We start from the raw sequence: 21,800 nt of genomic DNA on the forward strand, positions 1-21,800 counted from the left end.
CGACCCCCTAACGGTGGGGCACCCGGTAGGGGGACCACCCCCGATGCCCGAGCCGTCACCAGGGCCATACGTTGAAGGGGAGCCCGGCAAAGGCGCCGGGCCATTTACCACCCACCACAGAATTTGAGGGAGCACTCCAATGCCTACACTCGCACAACAGCTCGTGCAGTTCCTGATGAGCCTGTTCAACGATCCCGATGCCGCCGAGGACTTTGTCCGCGACCCCGAGGCTGCCCTCGCCGCAGCCGGCCTCCGTGACGTGTCCTCGGCCGACGTCGATGCTGTTCGTCCTGTGGTCCTGGACTACGCACCGATCAACGCCCGTTCGTCGTTCGACCGTGAATACAACACCGGCGGCAACCACGCCTCCACTGGCGGCGCCGGCTGGGGTGGAAACGACGACGATGATCGCCCCAACGGCGGTGGCGGCGGCGGTGGCGGACGCCCCGATCATGACGACGACGACCACGGCCACAGCGGTGGCGGCGGTGGCGGCGGTGGCTGGGATGGCCATGACGACGACGACCACGGCCACGGCGGTGGCGGCGGTGGCTGGGACGGCCATGACGACGACGACCACGGTCACGGCGGCGGGGGTGGCTGGGATGGCCATGACGACGACGACCACGGTCACGGCGGCGGGGGTGGCGGCGGTGGCGGAGACGACCACGATGACCACGCCCACGCCGTTCAGCAACTGGTCCACGTGGTGAACAACTACTCCTACACCACCACCATTGACGACCGTGACACGATCACCGACCAATCGGTGAACCAGAACATCTGGGCAGACGGCGACGTCACGCAGCTCTTCAACCAGGACGCTGTGATCGCCTCGGGCGACGGCGCCATCGCTGCCGGTGATGACGTCAAGGACTCCGGCAATACGACCACCACCACCACGACCACGACCACCAATACTGATGATCATTCAACCGACAACTCGCTGACCATCAGCGAGTCCGGCCCTGGGGACGTCGAAGTGGGCAACACGGATATCGAGGTCAAGGATTCGTTCAACGACAATTCGGATAACTCGGTGACCAAGGACTCCTACAACACAGATGTTGATGTAGACGTGGACATCGAGGACTCCTTCAACGAGGACAACTCCAGCCATACGGACAACTCCAGCACGGACAACTCCGTGAATGTCTCGGATTCGTTCAATGACAGCTCGGACAACTCCGACAACTCCGTCACGGACAACTCCGACAACTCGGACAACTCCGTCAACGTGGCCGATTCGTTCAACGACAACTCCACGGACGTGGATGTAGACGTCGAGGACGTTCAGCTCATCAACGAATCCGTGGTGGTCCAGGACAACGAGCTGGACCTAGAGTACTCGCCGGACAACTCCACCAACGTCGAAGTGGACGATGTGAACGTCATCAACGATTCGATCGTGGTGGCGGACAACGAATTCGAGTACGACAACTCCACCAACCTGGATGTCGAAGACGTGGATGTCGAGTACAACGACATTGACGACTCGATCGTCGTGGCAGACAACGACGTAGAAATCGATTAGCACTCAGGAGATGCGTAGGGCGTAGCCCGCTGCTGCATGAAGTACCCCGGCAGTGCCCGGCAGACGGCCCACCGTCTGCCGGGCACTTCGTGGCCTCACAGGGCGGCAGCACCGGAACAGGCAGCATCGGAACAGGCAGGGAAAGGACACGCGGTGGCGGAAACAGCACGCATGACCACGTTGGTGGAGCAAGGCATGGCACTGGTGCGGGACCGAAACGATCTCCGGCGACGCCTGGAAAATACCCGTAACCGCCTGCAGGATCCCAGCGTCCGTGTGATCGTGGTGGGTGAGTTCAAACAAGGCAAAAGCCAATTGATCAATGCCTTGGTGAATGCGCCAGTCTGTCCTGTGGATGACGACATTGCCACCACTGTGCCGACGGTCGTACGGCAGGGGGATCCGGCGTCGGCCGTTATTCTGGTTCCCGCCGCGGACGGTGGCACACCGGACGGCACTCGGGCGGACCCCGACACTGGCGGCCACGAAAGCACGCTGGAACGCAGGCCCGTGCAGTTGGACCACCTTGCTGACTACGTCTCCGAAAAAGGCAATCCGGGCAACGCGAAGAACATCGTGGCGGCGGAGGTTGCGCTGCCGAGGAAGCTGCTGTCCGGCGGGCTGACGGTCGTGGATTCGCCCGGGGTTGGAGGGCTGGGGTCAACGCACACACTGACTACCCTGACGACCCTTCCGTCAGCGCACGCCATGGTGTTCGTCTCCGATGCGTCCCAGGAATACACCGAACCGGAGATCCGGTTCCTGCGCCAAGCCATGCGCATCAGCCCCAATGTGGTGTGCGTGCTGTCCAAGACCGATCTCTATCCGAGCTGGCGGCAGATTGAGGACCTCGACCGGAAACATCTCGCGGAGGTGGGGCCGGACATCCCCCTGTTCCCAGTATCCTCGGAGCTGCGTCTCCAGGCCGCGCGTCTGCAGGACACGGAACTGAACGCCGAATCAGGGTTTCCTGAGCTGATCCACCATCTGAGGAACAACATTGTGGGGGAGGCCGCCAGAATTCAACGCCGGTCCGTCGGTCACGATCTTTTGTCCGTGGCGGAAAACCTGAGGCTCGCCCTGCAGTCCGAGCTCGGTGCCCTGGAAAACCCCGAGGGTACGCCGCAGATGATCGCCGGCCTCAACGCGGCCAAGGAGGACGCGGACTCGCTGCGCAAACGCTCCGCTCGTTGGCAGATCACCCTCAACGATGGCATCGGGGACCTCATCGCAGACATGGAGTACGACCTGAAGGACAGGTTGCGCCGGATCCAACGCGAAGCGGAAATCGCCATTGATCAAGGAGATCCCGGCCCCGCCTGGGAGCAGTTCACCCAGTGGTTGGAACAGAGCACCGCCGCTGCGGTCTCGGATACTTTCGTGTGGACCAGCGAACGCGGGCAGTGGCTGGCCACCCAGGTGGCGGAGCACTTCTCAGAAGATGAGGTTGCCCTCCCCGCGCTGAAGGTCGCCGACACCGGAGGCGTCCTGGACCCCGTAGCCGACATCCAGGACATGGAAGACGGGCGACTCGGACCCCTGCAGAAAGTGCTGATCGGGATGCGCGGATCCTACGGTGGAGTGCTGATGTTCGGCCTCCTGACCGGTCTTTTTGGAATGGCCCTCATCAATCCTCTCTCCGTCGGTGCCGGTCTCCTGCTGGGACGTAAAGCCTTCCGGGAAGACAAAGCGGCCAGGCTCAAGCAACGGCAATCCGAAGCCAAAATCCTGGTCAGGAAGCACGTGGACGATGTGGTGTTCCAAGTAGGAAAACAGCTACGGGACAGACTCCGGCTGGTGCAGCGGGCCACCCGGGACCACTTCACGGAGATCGCCGAGGAGCACCACCGCTCCCTGACGGAATCCGTGGCGGCTGCCCAAAAAGCTGCCGCAACCTACGCGGTGGAAAGGGACATGAGGATCAAGGAGATCCGGAACCATCTCAAGGCCGTGGACACCTTGGCCACGGAAGCACAGCAGCTACTGGAAACTGCTCCGTTGACGGAACACCAACCCAAACCCTCAACCGTCCCGGCCACCTGATGGAACAGGGAATTGCCGGGGCCTCGGAGATGCTCCGGCAGGCACGCGAAGTCTTCCGCGATGACGCCGCTGCGCTCGCGGTGGTGAACGAGTTGGACAGCCGGCTGGAAGGGCCGTTGCGCATAGCAGTTGCCGGGATGGTCAAGGCCGGGAAATCAACACTGCTCAACGCCATCATTGGCGAGGAAATCGCGCCCACGGACGCCGGTGAATGCACCCGCGTGGTCACGTGGTACCAGTACGGACACACTCCCAAAATCACGGTGTACCCATTCAGGGGCGGACCTCAAAACCTCCCTGTGACCCGTGCGGACGGCCGGTTGGTCTTGTCCATGGACGATATCCCTGCTGAGGATGTGGAGCGTCTGGTGGTGGACTGGCCATCAGCCAGCCTGCGCGGGCTCACCTTGATCGATACTCCCGGCATCGCCTCGTTGTCCGAGGACGTCTCCGGGAGATCAACGGCTTTCCTGCTGCCCGACGACGAACCGACGGCAGCGGACGCCGTCATTTACCTCATGCGGCACCTGCATGCCTCCGATGTCCGGTTCCTCGAGTCCTTCAAGGACACCGCCGCCGGACGATCCGGCACCGTCAATGCCTTGGCTGTCCTGTCCCGGGCCGACGAGATCGGTGCCGGAAGGATCGACTCCCTGATTTCCGCAGCGGTGATCGCCGACAGATACAGCCGGGACCAGAACCTCAAACCCTTGGCCTTGGGTGTGGTCCCTGTGGCCGGGCTGCTGGCACAGAGCTCACGGACCATGCGCCAGACGGACTGTGAGGCCATGGCGCTGTTGGCGAAGATGGACCGGAACCAGCGGGAGCGGATGATGCTGTCCGCAGACCGTTTCGTCCGCGTCGAAGAACCCCAAGGCCTCCACCCGGCCACCAAAGCGTCGCTGGTGCAGAGGTTTGGGCTGTTCGGGATCCGGTTGGGTGTTGCCCTGATCCGGGGCGGGACCACTGATCCCACTGAGTTGGCCCACGAGCTCGCACGCCGAAGCGGCCTGGGTACCTTGCTGGACGCCATCAGCTATCTCTTCCAAACCCGTGCCGACGCACTCAAGGCGCGTGCCGTCGTCGTGGGCTTGGAGTCGCTGGTTCGCGGCGCTCCCCGGGAGCGGGCGGCACCGCTGGAAGCGGCTTTGGAGAGGCTTCAGGCCGGCGCCCACGAGTTCCGGGAGCTCAAACTCCTTGCCGCGTTGCGTACGGGGGGCGTGGGACTGGATGAGGAACACGAAGTGGAAGCTGAACGGCTGGTAGGCGGGCGCGGCAGCACGCCCGCGTTGAGGTTGGGCATGGACCCGGATGCGGGTCCCGGTCAGATCAGCGACGTTGCCCGCGGTTGTTTGAACCGTTGGCGGCTGATCGCGGAAAATCCCTTGACCGAGCCGTCGGCCCTGGAGGCGTGCCGCGTTGTCATGCGAAGTTGCGAAGGGATGCTGGCCGCTATGCCCGCCGCTCGCTGAGCCGTTCGCTGTATTTTTCGCTCAGGAGCCAGGCAGTAGTCGAGGGGAAAAACAGCAGGATCAGGCCTGCCGCGGCAAGGATGAACTGGGACGCCAACAACACCGTGGCCAGGACGCCGTCCGGGTCGGGAGCCACCACGAAGTCGGCCGTGATCACTGTGACCACTGCGTGCAGGAGGACCAAGGGTGCCAGTGTCCACCGTGCCCAGACTCGGCGTTTGAAAAGGACCGCCAGCAGGACCGCTTCCATGGCCACCACCAGTGCGATCATGGCGAGGCTGCCCAGAAATACGACGGCGGTGGCCCCCTCAACTGCTTGGGCGTCACCGTCGGGAACCATGCCTCCGATGACGCCTTTCAGACGTTCAAAGTGGGCGTCACGGCCAAGGAAGCCTAGGACGACGACGGCGATTCCCGCCACGAAGCTGGCGACCCACAGGGAGCGGGAGAGCCGTGCGGTGCCTGGTGGCACTACGGCCGCGGTAATGGGAGGCGGCACGGACAGGGAAATACCTGGACGCGGTGGTGGGGGAGGCGCTGTTGGCCCGCTGGCCGATGGTGTGGTGGAAGGTAACTGCCGTGAACCATCAGCTTGCTGGGCCATGTCTGCCTACTTCAGCTCGTCGGTGTCATGGGGATCCGGCTCACTGCGCTTGGCGTCGCCGGGCTTGAAGCCGTTGCCTGTAGCCTCACCTGAACCATCCGAGGGCTTGTCGCCGAGCTCGCGTTCCTTGGCTTCAAGGTCCGCCTTCAGCTTCTTCAGTCGGTCGTCCTCGGCCTGGTTGCGGCGGCGGGTTTCCAGGTTGCGGAGGAATTCGGGGTCATCGTCCGGGGCCGTGGGATAGCGGCGGACCGGCTTTGCCGTGGGCTTGCCATAAGGACGGCCGAAGATGAACCAGAGGATGGCGCCCAAGAGCGGCAGGACAATCATCACGATGATCCAGGCGGGTTTGGAAATACCGCGTGTTTGGTGGCTGTCCGTGCGGATGACGTCCACCAGGGCATAGACGAAGATAACCAGAACAATGACGACGCCTACAACCCGGAGCATGCACCAAGTCTAGTCGCCGGAAGCCGTTCACTGGACGCCCTCTTCCGGCTGTGATCAGAGTGCAACCATCCGGCCCGCTAAACTTGGATGGTGGCTTTCCTGAAGTATTCCCTCATCCGTGTGGCGCTGTTCGTGCCGTTGTTCGTACTCTTCGCCTTTTTGGGAGTTGGGTGGATCCTGGCGGTCATCTTTGCCGGGCTGATCGCGTTCGCCATCAGCTACCTGTTCTTCCAGAAACAGCGCGACGCCGCCACTGCCGCCATGCGCGAACGTTTCTCCGGGCGGGCCAAGCCCATCCGCACCGCCGGCGAGGTTGAAGACGCCGCCGTCGAGGACGGCTTGGTGGAAAAAAACCCGGACATCGCCGTCAACAACGACAAACGCCCGGGTTCCGTCTAGGAGTTTTTAGAAGCCGCGGCTCAGGATCAGTCCCAGCGAGAACAGCAGGCTGTACCCGAGGTTGATCAGGCCGGTCTGCTTGAGCACGGGAATGAGGCTCTTGCGCTTCTTCCCATTGACCATCAGCCAGGCGGGCATCAAACACGCGGGGATCAGCAGCAGGACGATCAGCATCCACGGCTTGGTGGGTGCCAGCACGATGACCAGCAGGATGGCGACGGCCAGCATCAACACGTAGCTTTCACGGGCGTGCCGGTCCCCAAGACGCACTGCCAAGGTCCGCTTTCCGGCGGCTGTATCCGTGGGGATGTCCCTGACGTTGTTGGCCATCAGCAGGGCGCAGGCGATGAGGCCTGTGCCAATGGCGCCGATCACCGCGGCCAGGCTGACTTGTCCGGCCTGGGTGTAGGTGGTGCCGAGGGTGGCAACGAGCCCGAAGAAGACAAACACGAAGATATCGCCCAGGCCCATGTAGCCATAGGGATTCTTGCCGCCGGTATAGCCCCAGGCTGCCAGGACGCAGCCGATACCCACCAGGATCAGCCACCACGTTTGGGTGATGATCACCAGGATCAAGCCGCAGATCATCGCAGCGCCGAACAGCCCGAACGCGGCCCACTTCACCTGCTCCGGCAGCGCAGCGCCGGAGCCGACGAGACGCAGGGGACCTACGCGGTCCTCATCGGTGCCGCGGATGCCATCGGAATAGTCATTGGCGTAGTTCACGCCGATTTGGAGCAGGAGCGCCACGAGCGCAGCCAGGATCGCATTCGGCAGCCGGAACGCTTGGAGCTCGTACGCCGCTGCCGAACCGATCAGGACGGGCGCGATGGCCGCGGGCAGTGTGCGGAGCCGGGCTCCTTGGATCCATTGTGCAGCTGTCGCCACGTGTAGTACCTCGTGTATTTCGCGGTTGATCTAAAGTCAGTTTCGGGAGGAAGAACGTGTCTATTGTCCCTGATGCAGTTCGGAAAGCCGTTCAATCATGGCCAGCCGGTCCGGTTTCCCATTGGGCAGCATGAGCAGTTCCTTGTCAGCGAACACCGTTTTTGGAGCCAGGACACCCAGCGCAGCCTCGCGTCGGGACGCGAAGCCCTTGATGCCTTCGGGGCTGGGATCGGTCACTGCTACGTAAGCTGCCACGGCTTGGCCCCACTCGTGCGAGGGGACACCGGTCACGAAAGCTGCGGTGACGCCGTCGATCTCTTCCAGCTTGCCTTGGAGGTAGGCGGCGGAGGCTTTGACGCCGCCGGTGATGATGACATCGTCCGCCCGGCCCAGCACGGTGAGCTTGCCGTCGTCGTTGAGCTCGCCGAGATCTCCGGTGACGTACCAGCGGACGCCGTCCTCCTCGAAGAAGGCGGCTTTCGACGCGCGGGCGGCGTCAAGGTAGCCCGCGGCAACGGTGTCGCCACCCAGCAGGATGCGGCCTTCCAGCTCGCCCTCGCCGATCCGGACCTCGACGCCGTCCAGCGGCTCTCCGTCGTACACGCACCCGCCGCAGGTCTCGGCTGAGCCGTAGGTGGTAACCACCTTGAGTCCCTCCGCGTGGGCGGAGGCAAGGAGATCAGGCGCCGCCGGAGCGCCGCCCAGCAGGATTGCGTTGAAGCGGCGCAGCACGGCCAGGGTCTCCGGGGCGGGGGAGTCCAGGAGCCGCTGCAGTTGCGTGGGCACCAGGGAGGTGAAACGGATCTTGTCCGTCAGTTCCTCGGCTGCCGCGGTGAAGGCCTCGGGCGTGAAGCCGTCAGACTGGTCCATGACCCACGGCCGGGTGCCTGCGTACAGCGAGCGGACCAGGACCTGCACACCGGCCACATACTGCAGTGGGAGCGCGAGCAACCACTGGCCCTCACCGCGCAGGGCCACGGCGGTGGACACGGATGAAGCCGCGAGGGCGTCGATGGTCAGGACGGTCGCCTTGGGCGTGCCCGTGGAACCGGAAGTGCGGACCACCACAGCGGCATCCTCGACGCCGGTCTCCACCGGGATGGCCTGCGGCCCGCCGTGGTCGCCAGTGACGATTTCGACGGCGGGGCCCTCGCCGTGGAGGGCAGCCATCAGTGCTTTGAGTACGGGATCGATGTCCACAGGGGAGTCCTAGAAGTAGTAGGGGAAGCTGGACCAGTCGGGGTCGCGTTTCTGGAGGAACGCTTCCTTGCCCTCCACGGCCTCGTCGGTCATGTAGGCGAGGCGGGTAGCTTCGCCGGCGAAGACTTGCTGTCCTGCCAGGCCGTCGTCGGCCAGATTGAAGGCAAATTTGAGCATGCGGATGGCCTGCGGGGACTGGCGGGCGATGTCCGCGGCGTACTCCAGGGCCACTTCCTCCAGGCGAGCGTGGTCCACAGCCTCGTTGACGGCACCCAGGCGAACCATGTCATCGGCCGAATATTCGCGGGCAAGGAAGAAGATCTCCCGCGCGGCTTTCTGCCCGATCTGGCGGGCCAGCAGCGCAGAGCCGTATCCGGCGTCGAAACTTCCCACCGTGGCGTCCGTCTGCTTGAACTTGCCGTGCTCGCGGGAGGCGATGGTGAGGTCGCTGACCACGTGGAGTGAGTGGCCGCCACCTGCCGCCCAACCATTCACGACGGCGATGACCACCTTGGGCATGGTCCGCATGAGCCGCTGTACTTCCAGGATATGGAGCCGGCCCGCGCGGGCGGGGTCGATGGTCTCCTGGGTGTCCCCTTCGGCGTATCTGTAGCCGTCACGGCCACGGATCCTTTGGTCTCCGCCCGAGCAGAACGAATGCCCGCCGTCTTTCTCCGATGGCCCGTTGCCGGTGAGCAGCACCGTGGCGACGTCAGGGGTCATCCGCGCGTGGTCCATGGCGCGGTAAAGCTCGTCCACGGTTCCCGGGCGGAAGGCATTGCGGACCTCGGGGCGGTTGAAGGCGATGCGGACCGTGGGGAGATCCTTGACCGTGCCGTCCGCGGAACGCTCAACCTGCCGGTGGTACGTCATGTCCTTGAAGTCATCAAAGCCGGAAACTGTGCGCCAGCGTGAGGGGTCAAAGACGTCGGAAACCTTGGCAGGGAGTTGGTTGTTCACAGTCCGAGTCTAGTAATGGCCTTAGCTGATGCAGAACTCGTTGCCCTCGGGGTCGGCCATGGTGTGCCACTCGTGGGGTCCCTGGCTGGCGGTCCAGAGGTGTTTTGCTCCGCGGTCCTCCAACTGTTTCCGCACGTCATCCTTGTCTCGTCCATCCAGGCGGACGTCCCAATGCACGCGGTTTTTGACGGACTTCTGGTGGGGATCGGTTTGGAACAGGATGCGCCGGCCGGTCTTGGGGTCCGTGTCCTCGGCAGGTACGATCGCGCAGCCCTCGGCCCAGACCAGCTTGCCGTTGTGGGTGATGGTCTGGTCCTCGGTGGCGTAGCCCTGCTCAATCATGGAACGGATGAACGCTTCGTCCTGGGGTTCCACGCTCCACTCGAGGGTCTCGGCCCACCAGTCGGCGAGGTCATGCGGCTTCCGGCAATCGACTACTACCTGGATGTTCAGTGTCATACACGCCACGCTATGCCCGACGGCGGATGGCTGGTAGGTCTTTGCGGTCATGTTTGGTCCGCGTTCCAGAAGGACTGCTGGTAACGGCCTCCTGAGTCTTCTCCAACGTTGGAGATGTGCTTACGTTTTCTTGACATATTGTCATGACATAGATCACAGTGGGTGCAGGAAAGGCTTTTCCTACCAAGGCAGCGTGGCCCCCGCGCCACGTCCTACTTCCGCAGTCAGGCCCCCGTGGACTGGCAGCCCCGTGAGAAAAGGACAGAGCATTGTCAGAGCAGACACGCATCTCCAGCATCAGCCGCAGGCAATTTGGATTGACGGCATTTGGCCTCTCCGCCCTCGCCGTCGGACTTTCTGCCTGTAGCGGTGGCGGCACCTCAGCTGAGGGCGGCGCCAAGACCCTCCAATTGGTCCTTTCCGGGGATACCAACCAGGGCGGCGCTTTCGCGGCGGCCGCCGCCAAATACAAGGAAGCCACCGGGATCACCATCGAGGTAGTGGACGTCCCCACCGCGGACATCGCTACCAAGCTCAAGAATGCGGCAACGGCCAACGATCTTCCGGCGCTGGCCCGGGTCACGGGCCTGGACCCCCTCTGGGTCAACCAACTCCAGGACCTCAGCGAGATCGCCAAGGCGCGGAACATCGATGAGAAGTTCCTGCAGACGGCCCCCGACGGAACGCTCCCGGCCATCCCGTCAGACCTCACCGCAGTGGGCCTGTTCGTGAACAAGAGCCTCTTCGACAAAGCCGGAGTGGCCTACCCCACAGCTATCGGGAACAGCTGGACCTGGGACGAGTTCGTATCAGCCGTGAACCAGGTGCGCGAGAAGGCCGGGGCCAAGTACGGCATGGTGATGGACCGTTCAGGCCACCGCCTGCGCGCCATGATGTACGAGTTCGGCAGCGATGCCTTTGCAAAGAACGGCGACAAGTACGCTGCGGATGACCAGGCCGTGGAGACCTTGGAGTACTTCCAACAAATTAACGACGACGCCACGATGCCCAAGTCAGTGTGGCTCAGCGGCGAAGACGGCAACGCCATGTTCAAGAGCGGGCAGGTGGCGGCCTACTACTCCGGCAGCTGGCAGGTGGCCGACTTCAACAAGAACATCAAGGACTTTGAGTGGCTGTCCGTGCCGCTGCCCAAGAAGGAAGTCAACGCCACCAACCTCGGAGGCGGCTTCATGGTGGCTTTCAAGGACACGGGCGCGGACGAAGAAGCCAAAAAGTTCATCGACTGGTTCTACGACGACGCCAACTACACCGAGTTCGCCAAGCTGGGCGGCTACCTGCCGGTCAAGGAAAGCCTCAAGGTGGAGTATGCGTACCAGCAGGCATCCTTTGAGCTCTACCAGCAGCAGATTGCCGGGAACCAGGCCAAGGGCGACAACGCCATCAAGCGCGTCGTGGCCGAGGCCTATGCCGAGACCCCCTTCTCCGGAGACCCCTTGAGGGAGGAAACCGTGAAGATGTTGGGCGGCAGCCAGGATGCCAAGACCACGGTGGAGAACATCGTGAAGCTCTACAACGGCGCCTAAGCCATGGCCAATTCAACGCTCAGCCCGGCGGTGATGCCGGAACAGCCCGGCTCGCCGGCGGTGCGCACCAAGTCCCAGCAACGGCGGCGCAACCGCTATGTCATCGCGCCACTGATCCTGGTCGGCGTCAACGTGGTGTTGTTCCTGGTGTTCTTCGTTTGGCCAGGTGCCCTGGGGCTGATCTATTCGTTCACGGATTACCGCGGCGTGGGCAAGCTGAACTTCATCGGCCTGGCGAACTTCCAAAAGCTCTTCGCTGACAGCACCTTCTACGCGGCGCTGACCCGGACGTTCCTGTACACGGTTCTTTCGGTGCCGTTGGTTTACGTCTCATCCCTGGGTATCGCCTCGCTGCTGGTCAGCAAAGCCACGCGGGGGCGGACAGCGGCCAAGGTGATCATTTTCCTGCCGTGGCTGATCTCGCCGATCGTGGTGGGTGTCATCTGGAAATGGATGTTCGGCCAGGACTTCGGCTTCGTCAACTTCGTCATCACCACTTTGGGCGGCGGCGCGGTGCCCTGGTCCAGCAACGGCAACCTTGCGTTGATGGTGGTCATTTTCGCCTCGGCCTGGGGCGGTACCGCCTTCAACATGCTGCTGTTCATCGCGGCGCTGAAGAACATCCCGGAGGCACTCCTGGAGGCGGCCGAACTGGATGGCGCCAACGCCTGGCAACGGTTCCGGCATGTGATCCTGCCCGGCATCGCGCCGACGTCGTTCATGGTCATCCTGCTCTCCACCATCCATGCGATGAAGGAGTTCGCCATGATCCAGGCGCTCACCAACGGCGGACCGGGAACGGAGAACACGTTGATCGTCCAGTACATCTACAAGACCGGCTTCGAACAATCCAAGGTGGGTTACGCGAGCGCGGCCTCCATGGTGCTGATGGTGGTCCTGTTGGCTATCGCGCTCATCCAGCTGCGCTTCAACAAGAAGAAGGGCTGAACCATGGCAACAGCTACCAAAATGCCTCCTGCTGCAGGAGCCAAACCCCCGGGCAAGACCCGCGACGCCCGTGCCAAGCGGAAGAACCTGTCCGCTCCGCTGACGGCCGTGCTGTGGGTCATCGTGGCCATCTACGCGCTGCCGTTGCTGTGGTTCCTCCTGAGCTCGTTCAAGCCCGGAAGCGAACTTTTCAGCTATCCGCTGTCCATGATTCCGCGGGAGTGGACGTTCCAAGGGTTTGTGGATGCCTGGGAACGGGTGGATTTTGCCCGGTACTTCCTGAACACGGCCACGGTTTCGCTGGTCACCACAGTCCTCACAGTGTTCTTCAGCGCGTGCACCGGCTATGCGCTGGCCAAGTACAACAACAAGGGAACGCGGCTGTTCTTCGTGTGCATCCTGGCTACCACCATGCTGCCCACCGAAGTGATCCTGAACCCCACGTTCTCGGTGATCCGCGACCTGGGGCTGTACAACTCCTTGGCGGGCATCATCGTGCCCTCCGTGCTGACCGCCACGGGTGTGTTCATGTTCCGCCAGTTCTTCCTGACGGTCCCGGACGATCTCCTGCATTCGGCCAGGATCGACGGCGCCAGCGAACTGGCCATCTTCTTCCGGATCATGCTCCCGCTGTCCAAGCCCATCCTGTTCACGCTGGCCATTTTCTCTTTCCAGTGGCGGTGGAATGACTACATTTGGCCACTGATCGTGCTGAACGATCCCAAGTGGTACACCCTGCAGGTGGCGCTTCGCAGCATTGTGGGCGCAGAAAATATCGACTGGCCCGTGCTGCTGGGCGCCTCCGTGATCTCCATCCTTCCGTTGGTGTTGGTGTTCGCGGTGTTCCAGAAATACGTACTCAACGCTGACGTCAGCGCAGGACTGAAGGATTAGGGGCTAGGAGTGAATCACCAAACAGCGTCAGTTGCGGTGGATGCAGCGTTCCTTGACGAATTGATCGAGGCGGCCGACCGCCACGTGGACAGGCTGCTGGAAGCGTCCGACGGCGGCGTGGCAGCTTTGGCTCACCGCCCCGCCATGGGCAGGTTGCTGGCTTTGGCCACCGTCTACACCCAAGCCGGATCCGTTCACGTCGGCTCGGCCAGGCTTCCCGGGCTCATGGCGGACTGTGTCGCCAGGCTCGAGCACCTGCAAGGGCCCACCGGTCTGTTCGACGGCACCAACCTTAGTTCGCCGCCGGACTCTGCCTTCACCATCAACGACGCCTGCATGGCCCTGGACATCCTGGGTTCCCCGAAAGATGGCTTGGCCGGGACCGTCAGCCGGCTTCGCGCCGTCGTCGGGCGCATCACTGATGCTTTGGTCAGCGGCGGCGTCCACACCCCCAACCACCGTTGGGAGCTGTGTGCCGCGCTGGCACGCATCCACGCGCTGCACGAATCTGAGGGCAATGCGCGTCCGGACGTCCAGCTGCGCATCGGCCAATGGTTGGCTGAGGGGATCGATCAACTGCCGGATGGAATGTACTCCGAAAGGAGCCCGCTCTACGCCACCGCCGTGACCAATCCGTCCTTGCTGGCGATCGCCGATCATGCCGGCCGGCCCGGACTCCTTGACCATGTCCGGGCCAACCTGACGGCGTTCCTGCCGTGGTTCGGCGGCGATGGCAGTGTGGAGTCGTTGTTTTCGCGCAGGCAGGACCAATGGTTCAGGTTCGACGGCGAAGCCTTCCAGTTGCTGTACCGCCGGCTGGCCAATCAGGACGGGAACGGCGACTTCGCTGTTGCTGCGGCCTGGTTACAGCAATTCCCGCTGCTGGAACCGGCCAAGGCCCTGGCGAGGGTCAGGCTTGATCCATGGTTGGCCGCGGAGCTTCCAGCCGCGGAGCTTCCAGCCGCGGAGCCTCCGGCCGTGGAGGCGCGGGAAGGCCTCCCGGCGGCGATGACTCCCGGGCATGCGGGCTTGGTCAGCTGTGGAATCCATCGATTCCGGGGTGGACGGAGTGCGGTCACGGTTTTTGGCGGGTGTGACGATGCCACGTCCGGCATCAGCTCCGGGCTTGCCACCAATCCCACCTTCCTGCGCTTCAGTCACGGTGAGGCGGTCCTGACGGATGTGCGGCTATCGCGGAGCTTCTTCGACCTCGGGCCGTTCCGCAGCCAGCATGCCGTGGTTGATGGTCCCGCGGTTCGCCTCGGAGATGAGCTGAGCGCCAACTTCTACCTTCCGCTGCCGGTGGAAGTGCAGCGTTCGGACGGCATCTATCCTTTGGTCCACGAAGGACGCTTCAGTGCCTCCATGGACTTCGGCAACAGGCCCACCGTGGAGCATCGTCTGGCAACGTCCATCACGGTCACGCCGAACACTGCGGACGGAACAGCGGAACTGGAGCTGGACTTCGACGGCGCCGAAACCTCGTACGCCCTGGAGCTGACCTTCCGCGCGGGTGGGCAGCTCAGCGGGGTGGAGGAGGCAGGCGCTGGGTCCGGGACATTCCAGCTGACCTCCGGGACGGGTGCCTACCGTGTGGGGAACGACGTGATCGAGTTTGGCCCCGGCAACGCAGCAGACCCGGACTGCCCGCCTGTGTACAACCCGGGGGAGGCCTACCGCTATCCGGGAGGCTCAAACGCCAGCTACGGCGTGAAGGTCTACATCACCGGGCGTACTTCAGGCAGCCACCGGGTGGTGCTGACGGGGAAGAGCGTTTCCTAGCTGGGCAGCAGCTCGGACGGGATGGCGTAGATGAGGACTACGGCCATGAGGTTCTTGGCGGCGTGGACAAAGTAGGAGAACATCAGGTTCTTCCCCGTCCAGACATAGACCGCCACGAGGACCACGGCCATGCCAAGGTACGGCGCCAACGCGGACAGCACCAGTCCCTCGCGGCCCACCACATGGATGGAGGCAAAGACCACCACGGAGATCACGCAGCAGACCCAGATGTTCAGGTACCGCGACAACTTGCCGATCAGCAAATGCCGGAACAGATACTCCTCAACAAAGGGGCCCAGCAGCACCAGCAAGGGCACCATGAGCCATGCAGGCACCTGCTGCAGGAGGCCCTGGATGCCCAGCTGGTTCTCTGAGCTTTGAGCTGTGCCAAAGGCCGCCACCAGCAGGGCCGTGAGAATGAGCATGACCACGATCGCCAAGGGAATCATGCCCAGGGTGAACCATGGCCGGGTGCCCAGGATCTTGAGGTCCCTGCCCATCACCCGCCAGGCTGAGGCCACCGCGAATATTCCGACGCCGGCATAGAAGATCGCGTTGACGGCGTAGGACGCGGTGGCTGGCTCGGGAAAGAGCTGGAGCATCAGCCGCTCCACGGATTCACCCGCGAAGGTGAAGTAGGCGGTAAAGGCGAGGTAGACGGCCACCGCTACGGCGTCAAGGGCAGTGAATCTGTACAAAGATGCTTTGGTGGAAAGAGTGCCCATGTGACCAGCCTAGCTTTGCTGGGTGGCCCTTGCTTGGCTACACTTTTCGGTATGCCTAACTTTTCGTTTCGGCGCGCCAAAGATGTCCGCCGTTTCGCTGCTGTCCTCACCGTCATCGCCCTTGCCCTGGGCATCTCCGCCTGTGGCGGGAATTCCTCCGCGGGAGATGATGACAAACCCGTGGTGCTCACAACGTTCACTGTGTTGGCCGACGTCGCCAAGAACGTTGCAGGGGATAAACTCCGGGTCGAGTCCATCACCAAAGCCGGGGCCGAAATCCACGGCTACGAGCCCACCCCCGGCGATATCCGCAAAGCTGCCCAAGCCGACCTGATCCTGGACAACGGGCTCAACCTCGAAGCTTGGTTCGCCCAGTTCGTGGAAGACCTGGACGTGCCGCACGCCGTGGTGAGCGACGGCGTGGAGGTCATGCCCATCGCCGAGGACTCCTATCAGGGAAAACCGAACCCACACGCCTGGATGTCGCCCAAGAACGTCCAGATCTACGCCAACAACATGGCCAAGGCCTTCGCGAAGCTGGATCCATCCCATGCTTCAGAGTTCGAAGCCAACGCCAAGGCCTACAACGCCCAACTGYAGACCGTGCAGGACGAGATGGTGTCCAAGCTGTCCGTCCTCTCGGAGAAACAAAGGGCCTTGGTAACCTGCGAAGGCGCCTTCTCCTACCTGGCCCGCGACGCCGGCCTCAAGGAGGTCTACATCTGGGCAGTCAACGCAGAGCAGCAAGCAACGCCACAGCAGATCACCCGGGCCATAGAGTTCGTCAAGGACAACCAGGTTCCGGCGGTGTTCTGTGAATCCACTGTCTCGGATGCTCCCATGCAGCAGGTGGTGGGTGCGACTGATGCCAAGTTCGGTGGGACTCTGTACGTCGATTCCCTGTCCGAGGCTGACGGGCCGGTTCCCACCTACCTGGACCTCATGCGCCACGACGCCAAAGTCATCACCACTGCACTGACAGGAGGAACGCCATGAGCACCCCCGCGATCGCCGTAGAGAACGTCACCGTCCACTACGGTGAAGTCCTGGCCCTGGATTCTGCGTCCCTGACCCTGGAGCATTCCAGGATCTGCGGCCTGGTGGGGATGAACGGCTCGGGCAAATCCACCCTGTTCAAAGTCATCATGGGCATGGTGAAACCCGATTCCGGCCGGGTGCTCATCCACGGAGAGCCGCCCGTGAAAATGCGCAAGGACGCCGGGATCGGCTACGTCCCCCAGAGCGAGGACGTGGACTGGGCCTTCCCCTTGTCCGTCCGGGACGTGGTGATGATGGGCCGCTACGGGCACCTCGGATTCACGCGCCGGCCCCGCAAAGCCGACCGGGACGCCGTCGAGCTCGCCTTGGAACGGGTGGAGCTGGGCGAGTTCGCCGACCGGCAGATCGGCCAGCTGTCCGGCGGACAGAAGAAGAGGGCCTTCGTGGCCCGTGGCATTGCCCAGGGAGCCACCATGATGCTGCTGGATGAGCCATTCGCAGGCGTGGACAAACGGTCCGAGGCCACCATCACCCGGCTGCTCCGTGAGCTGGCGGAAGACGGCGCCACCATCCTGATCTCCACCCACGACCTCCACGCCTTGCCCCAGCTCTGCGACGAAGCCGTGCTGCTGATGCGCAAGGTGCTCATGCACGGAAGTCCTGACACCGTGCTCCAGCCCGAGAACCTGGCCATGGCCTTCGGCCTCGACGTCATGAACAGGGGCTGAACCGTGGAATTCCTGCTGGAACCCCTGAGCTACGACTTCATGGTGCGGGCGCTCGCAACCACGGCCATCGCCGCGGTGGTCTGTGCGGTGCTGAGTTGCTGGCTCGTCCTGATCGGCTGGTCCCTCATGGGCGACGCCGTCTCGCACGCGGTGCTTCCCGGCGTCGTCCTCGCGTACATCGTGGGTGCGCCGTTCGCGTTGGGGGCGTTGGTGTTCGCGCTGATCGCGGTGACGTTGATCGGGGTGGTCCGCAACACGAGCCGGGTGAAGGAAGACGCTGCGATCGGCATCGTGTTCACCTCGCTGTTCGCGCTCGGCCTGGTCCTGATCTCCGTGACCCCGAGCCAAACCGACCTGAACCACATCATCTTCGGCAACCTGCTGGGCGTCAGCATCCCCGACCTCATCCAGGTGGTGGTGCTGGGCGTGGTGGCCTTTGCGATCCTGATCCTCAAACGCCGCGACCTCACGTTGTACGCCTTCGATCCCACGCATGCGCACGCGATCGGCCTCTCGCCCCGCAGGCTTGGCGCACTGTTGTTGGGTTTGTTGGCACTGACCTCGGTGGTTGCGCTGCAGACTGTGGGCGTGGTGTTGGTGGTCGCCATGCTGATCATCCCTGGTGCCACCGCCTACCTGCTGACGGACCGGTTCTCGCGGATGCTGGTTATTGCACCGGTGATTTCCGTGGTGTGCTCCGTGGCCGGCATCTACCTCAGCTACTACCTGGACACAGCATCGGGGGCCATGGTGGTGCTCACCCAAGGCGTGGTGTTCGCGTTCGTCTATCTGTTCAGCCCGCGGCAGGGGCTGATCGGTACGCGGCTGGCCAAAGCGCGCCGGAAGCGGGCCACGGCAACGGCGTAGCTCAGGCGTGCGCTGTTGCGGGTGAGCGCGTCACCGTGATGTCGCCGTAGGCGTTGCGGGCACGGATCTCTACTGTGTCCGTGGATTCGCCAGGTCCATGGGTGGCGTCGAGTGCGTTGCGTAACCGTCCATATTTGGTCTTGAGGTCAAGCCAGGCCGCAGTGCCTTGGCGCACGCCGATGGACAGCGCGCCCGCTGCCGTCTGGGCGGTGAGGGTGCCGGCAGAAACTTCGCCCACCGTGATGTCGCCGCTGGATGCCTTGATGATGGTGGATGCACCGGCCCGTTCCAAGGAGACGTCGCCATTGGCAGCGCTGATGCTGAGCTCGCCGGCGGCATCCATGATGCAGGTGCTCCCGTTGCCGTTTTTGACCGTGGCAACGCCGTCAATTTCGCGGATTCGGATCTTGCCTGAACCGGTCTTGATCCTGGACCGTCCTGAGGCGCGTTCCACGGTCACGTCACCCAGGTCCGTGTGGGCACGGAGTTCGCCGCAGTGGTCAATCCGGATGTGGCCCAAGTCGGTCTTCAGGTCAGCGCTGCTGAATTCGCCGTCGCAGCGGAGGTCGCCCATGGCCGACTTCAACTCCAGGCTGCAGCCGTTGGGAACTTCCACGGTGACCTCCACGGCGCCACCGTCGCTGAACCATGTATGGCGGATCGCGGGATGGAGCCTGATCTGAAGGCGGCCATCCGAGTAGTCCACAGTGGTCTGTTCGGCCATCCTGGCATCCAGGGAGCGTTTGGCTTTGCGTGGCTGGACGGTGACTTCGGTGTCGGTGCGGTCCCGCGCCACGACCCAGATATCTGCGCGGACGGAAACATCAACCACGACGGCGAACGGTTGCGGAGTCTGGAAGGTTGCCATCAGCGTGCCCATCCTGTGAGGTTCTGTTCGCCGGGTTCGCGGGGTACCTTCCGTTGGGAAGGGCTGCCGCCGTTGAGGGCATCTGCGACAGCCCTGATCAGCCACGAGTTCACAGATAGCCCTTCCTGTCCGGCGGCATCCTCAACTTGCTGCTTGAGGTGCTCCGGGAGCCGTAGCGTGGTGCGGGAAGTGCCGGCGCCATCGAGGTCTTCGGGCGTAATGGTGCGTTGGCGCGGTTGTTCCGTTGCGGCCTCGAAGTCGTTGGCGGTGGCTGGATTGCTGACCACGAATTCGGGGTCGCGGCCGCGGAGCCTCACCTCCACCGAGCCCGGGGCAAGCTCCAGGGTGATCTCGCTGGCCGCGTCGGAGAGAGCCTCGAGGAGGACCAGGCGCACCGTGGATTCCACCGCGGCGGTGAGCCGCTCGCTGAGGGCCCTTGCCTCCGGACCTCCGGCGTCGGCGGCAGTGTCCAGTTGGTGCTGGACGGCGGAGACGTACTGGTTGAGCTGCATGACACCATCATGACGTCACTATGGTGTCATTGCAAGAGTTTTCGGTTTCAACGTGGTGTCACCCGCGGTGCCCCGGCTTGACGGCGCCGCGTTCGCCGGGCAGGCTGGAGCGATGAAGTCTTGAGCGCAGCCCTTATCTGCGGCTGCATCCCCAGTACCCACACGGCTTTCGGCCACCCACTGCGGACTTGCGAGGATACCTCTTGACTGACCACCTTTACCTTTCCGGCGTTTCCCACGGCTACGGGGACCGCGAACTTCTCACCAACGTTGACCTCGTCATCCACCACGGCGAGCACGTGGCGATCGTCGGCGAGAACGGCGCGGGCAAATCCACGCTGTTGCGGCTGCTGTCCGGCGCGGAAACGCCCGACGACGGCGCGGCCGGCCTGAGCGGCAACCCCGGCTACCGCGTGGGCTACCTCGCGCAGACCCATGGTTTCTCCGAGTCGGTGACCGTAGGAGATGCCATCGATTCCTCCCTGGCTTCGCTGCGTTCCCTTGAAGCCCGCATCCTTGACCTCGAATCAGGCCTGGCCGACGCCGACACCGAGGAACTTGAACTCTACGGAAGCCTGCAAACGGAGTATCAACTCCGCGAGGGCTACGCTGCCGAATCCCGAGTGGAAGCAGCGCTGGACAAGTTGGGGCTGGGAGGCTTGGACCGCCGTCGAACGCTTGGTTCTTTGTCCGGCGGCGAGCAGGAACGGGTGGCGCTGGCATGCTTGCTGGCCGATCCTGCCGAAGCGTTGCTCCTGGACGAGCCCACCAACCACCTTGACGCGAACGGTACCGCCTGGCTTGAGTCCCGATTGGCCGGGCATCGCGGCACGGTGATAGTGGTCTCGCACGACCGTGTCCTGCTGCGCAAGGTCGCCACCACCATCATCGAAGTGGACGCCGACCGCCGGTCCGTGAACCGCTACGGGAACGGCTACGAAGGCTACCTCCGCGAGAAAGCCGCCGAACGTGCCCGTTGGGTCCAGGAGTACGACGAATGGCTGGATGCCATGGCTGCCGAACGGCTCCAAGCTGCCACCGTTGCCGACCGTATGGGCTACGGACGCAAGCGCGACAACGACAAGATGGGCTTCTCGTTCAAGGCCGGAACCTGGCAGAGCGCGGTCACCAGCAAGGTGCGCAACGCCCAGGAACGGCTCCGCCGGCTCGAAGAGAACCCGGTGGACCGCCCACCGGTGCCGCTGACACTGGCAGCTCCGCTGGGTTCTGTGACAGAGGTGATGTCCGAACCAGCACTGGAAGCCCACGGCATCAGCGTCCCGGGGAGGCTTGAACCCACCGACCTTAGGGTTGAAGCTGGCCAGAAGGTACTCATCACCGGGCCCAACGGAGCCGGCAAATCCACGCTGCTGTCCGTATTGACGGGGAACCTGGAACCGGCCGCGGGGTCGGTGAACGTCCGCGGCAAGGTGGGGTACCTGCAGCAAGAGCTCGACGTTCCCACGCGTCCGGGGCTGCGGTTGCTTCCCGCATTCGCCGCGGGGCTCGGTGGGAACATCGATGAACACGCGGAGGGCTTGCTTCGCCTGGGTCTTTTCCGGCCCGCCGAGTTCCACGTGCCCGTAGGTGGCCTGTCCGCGGGGCAGCAACGCCGCCTCGCCTTGGCCCGGCTGCTCTTGGGCGGGTACCAAACAATGATTGTGGACGAGCCCACCAATCATCTGGCACCCGTCTTGGTGGAACAACTGGAGGCAGCATTGGCGTCGTTCGCCGGGACCCTGGTGATCGTGAGCCACGACCGCGCCTTGGGTGAGTGGTTCGATCACTGTGCCCGCGTAGACGGCGGCCATACCGCCGGCTCCGGCCGTAGCGCTTCGGCAGGTTCGTGGGTCCGCTACGGGATGCAGGGCGGCGAGTTGCTGTAGTCGCGACGCCCTTGGCGTCCATTCGGACCGGAAGCGGACGT

General features: G+C 63.5%; 21 protein-coding genes. 12 read left to right on the plus strand and 9 right to left on the minus strand.

The features are described from left to right. Positions 1-139: 139 nt before the first annotated feature. From AB4Y77_RS10470 to AB4Y77_RS10480, 3 genes are all read left to right on the plus strand, one after another. Positions 140-1,534, plus strand: coding sequence for an IniB N-terminal domain-containing protein (locus tag AB4Y77_RS10470; RefSeq protein ID WP_442013864.1), 1,395 nt, complete (start codon positions 140-142; stop codon positions 1,532-1,534). 153 nt (positions 1,535-1,687) lie between these two features. Then, on the plus strand, positions 1,688-3,577 hold the full coding sequence (locus tag AB4Y77_RS10475; protein ID WP_442013865.1) for a dynamin family protein: 1,890 nt from the start codon (positions 1,688-1,690) through the stop codon (positions 3,575-3,577). Continuing rightward, entirely contained in the window at positions 3,574-5,049 is a 1,476-nt protein-coding gene (locus AB4Y77_RS10480; protein WP_442013969.1) for a dynamin family protein, read from the plus strand. Before AB4Y77_RS10475 ends, AB4Y77_RS10480 begins: the two co-directional genes overlap by 4 nt. On the opposite strand, the gene AB4Y77_RS10485 is transcribed toward AB4Y77_RS10480, so the two are convergent. After that, positions 5,030-5,653 carry a hypothetical protein gene (locus AB4Y77_RS10485; protein ID WP_442013866.1) on the minus strand — a complete coding sequence of 208 codons (624 nt, stop codon included), beginning with the start codon at positions 5,651-5,653 and terminating at the stop codon, positions 5,030-5,032. The genes AB4Y77_RS10480 and AB4Y77_RS10485 overlap by 20 nt on opposite strands. 6 nt (positions 5,654-5,659) lie before the next feature. Beyond that, positions 5,660-6,100 carry a PLD nuclease N-terminal domain-containing protein gene (locus AB4Y77_RS10490; protein WP_442013867.1) on the minus strand — a complete coding sequence of 147 codons (441 nt, stop codon included), beginning with the start codon at positions 6,098-6,100 and terminating at the stop codon, positions 5,660-5,662. An 87-nt stretch (positions 6,101-6,187) separates the two neighbouring features. On the opposite strand from AB4Y77_RS10490, the gene AB4Y77_RS10495 reads away from it, so the two are divergent. Next, a complete protein-coding gene (locus tag AB4Y77_RS10495) occupies positions 6,188-6,499 on the plus strand; it encodes a DUF4229 domain-containing protein (RefSeq protein ID WP_442013868.1) in 312 nt (103 codons plus the stop codon). 6 nt (positions 6,500-6,505) lie between these two features. Here the strand turns inward: AB4Y77_RS10495 and AB4Y77_RS10500 are convergent, their stop codons facing one another. Genes AB4Y77_RS10500 through AB4Y77_RS10515 form a run of 4 tightly spaced genes read right to left on the minus strand, consistent with a single transcriptional unit; the run spans position 6,506 to position 10,006 of the window. Then, on the minus strand, positions 6,506-7,387 hold the full coding sequence (locus AB4Y77_RS10500) for a 1,4-dihydroxy-2-naphthoate polyprenyltransferase (protein ID WP_442013869.1): 882 nt from the start codon (positions 7,385-7,387) through the stop codon (positions 6,506-6,508). Positions 7,388-7,447: 60 nt separating this feature from the next. Further along, positions 7,448-8,587, minus strand: coding sequence for an AMP-binding protein (locus AB4Y77_RS10505; protein WP_442013870.1), 1,140 nt, complete (start codon positions 8,585-8,587; stop codon positions 7,448-7,450). A 9-nt stretch (positions 8,588-8,596) separates the two neighbouring features. Then, positions 8,597-9,547 carry a 1,4-dihydroxy-2-naphthoyl-CoA synthase gene (locus AB4Y77_RS10510; RefSeq protein ID WP_311213992.1) on the minus strand — a complete coding sequence of 317 codons (951 nt, stop codon included), beginning with the start codon at positions 9,545-9,547 and terminating at the stop codon, positions 8,597-8,599. 21 nt (positions 9,548-9,568) lie between these two features. Next, positions 9,569-10,006, minus strand: a complete 438-nt coding sequence (locus AB4Y77_RS10515; protein ID WP_311213991.1) for a VOC family protein — start codon at positions 10,004-10,006, stop codon at positions 9,569-9,571. 269 nt (positions 10,007-10,275) lie between these two features. Between AB4Y77_RS10515 and AB4Y77_RS10520 the strand changes: the two genes are divergently transcribed. The 4 genes from AB4Y77_RS10520 to AB4Y77_RS10535 are packed head-to-tail and all read left to right on the plus strand — an operon-like array spanning position 10,276 to position 15,174. Next, entirely contained in the window at positions 10,276-11,550 is a 1,275-nt protein-coding gene (locus AB4Y77_RS10520; RefSeq protein ID WP_442013871.1) for an ABC transporter substrate-binding protein, read from the plus strand. Positions 11,551-11,553: 3 nt separating this feature from the next. Beyond that, positions 11,554-12,498: a carbohydrate ABC transporter permease gene (locus AB4Y77_RS10525; RefSeq protein WP_311213989.1), complete on the plus strand. Its 945-nt coding sequence runs from the start codon at positions 11,554-11,556 to the stop codon at positions 12,496-12,498. A 3-nt stretch (positions 12,499-12,501) separates the two neighbouring features. Then, on the plus strand, positions 12,502-13,392 hold the full coding sequence (locus AB4Y77_RS10530; protein WP_442013872.1) for a carbohydrate ABC transporter permease: 891 nt from the start codon (positions 12,502-12,504) through the stop codon (positions 13,390-13,392). A 9-nt stretch (positions 13,393-13,401) separates the two neighbouring features. Next, a complete protein-coding gene (locus tag AB4Y77_RS10535) occupies positions 13,402-15,174 on the plus strand; it encodes a hypothetical protein (RefSeq protein WP_442013873.1) in 1,773 nt (590 codons plus the stop codon). On the opposite strand, the gene AB4Y77_RS10540 is transcribed toward AB4Y77_RS10535, so the two are convergent. Then, the gene (locus AB4Y77_RS10540) at positions 15,171-15,899 is read right to left on the minus strand and encodes a CPBP family intramembrane glutamic endopeptidase (protein WP_311215362.1); all 729 of its coding nucleotides are present in this window, start codon (positions 15,897-15,899) and stop codon (positions 15,171-15,173) included. The genes AB4Y77_RS10535 and AB4Y77_RS10540 overlap by 4 nt on opposite strands. A gap of 51 nt (positions 15,900-15,950) precedes the next feature. Between AB4Y77_RS10540 and AB4Y77_RS10545 the strand changes: the two genes are divergently transcribed. From AB4Y77_RS10545 to AB4Y77_RS10555, 3 genes are read left to right on the plus strand one after another with little or no spacing between them, the layout of a single operon-like run. Beyond that, positions 15,951-16,895, plus strand: a complete 945-nt coding sequence (locus AB4Y77_RS10545) for a metal ABC transporter substrate-binding protein (RefSeq protein WP_442013874.1) — start codon at positions 15,951-15,953, stop codon at positions 16,893-16,895. Next, positions 16,892-17,626: a metal ABC transporter ATP-binding protein gene (locus tag AB4Y77_RS10550; RefSeq protein ID WP_442013875.1), complete on the plus strand. Its 735-nt coding sequence runs from the start codon at positions 16,892-16,894 to the stop codon at positions 17,624-17,626. Before AB4Y77_RS10545 ends, AB4Y77_RS10550 begins: the two co-directional genes overlap by 4 nt. A 3-nt stretch (positions 17,627-17,629) precedes the next feature. After that, positions 17,630-18,493, plus strand: coding sequence for a metal ABC transporter permease (locus AB4Y77_RS10555; RefSeq protein ID WP_311215359.1), 864 nt, complete (start codon positions 17,630-17,632; stop codon positions 18,491-18,493). Position 18,494: 1 nt separating this feature from the next. On the opposite strand, the gene AB4Y77_RS10560 is transcribed toward AB4Y77_RS10555, so the two are convergent. Together AB4Y77_RS10560 and AB4Y77_RS10565 are read right to left on the minus strand one after the other, a co-directional pair. Further along, positions 18,495-19,361: a DUF4097 family beta strand repeat-containing protein gene (locus AB4Y77_RS10560; protein WP_442013876.1), complete on the minus strand. Its 867-nt coding sequence runs from the start codon at positions 19,359-19,361 to the stop codon at positions 18,495-18,497. Beyond that, positions 19,361-19,873 (minus strand): Arc family DNA-binding protein, encoded by a 513-nt coding sequence (locus AB4Y77_RS10565; RefSeq protein WP_442013877.1) that lies wholly within the window; start codon positions 19,871-19,873, stop codon positions 19,361-19,363. Before AB4Y77_RS10565 ends, AB4Y77_RS10560 begins: the two co-directional genes overlap by 1 nt. Before the next feature lie 203 nt (positions 19,874-20,076). On the opposite strand from AB4Y77_RS10565, the gene AB4Y77_RS10570 reads away from it, so the two are divergent. Continuing rightward, positions 20,077-21,759, plus strand: coding sequence for an ABC-F family ATP-binding cassette domain-containing protein (locus AB4Y77_RS10570; protein ID WP_442013878.1), 1,683 nt, complete (start codon positions 20,077-20,079; stop codon positions 21,757-21,759). Positions 21,760-21,800 lie beyond the last annotated feature (41 nt).

It is taken from the genome of Paenarthrobacter sp. YAF11_1, assembly GCF_052113445.1.
Classification (GTDB): domain Bacteria; phylum Actinomycetota; class Actinomycetes; order Actinomycetales; family Micrococcaceae; genus Arthrobacter.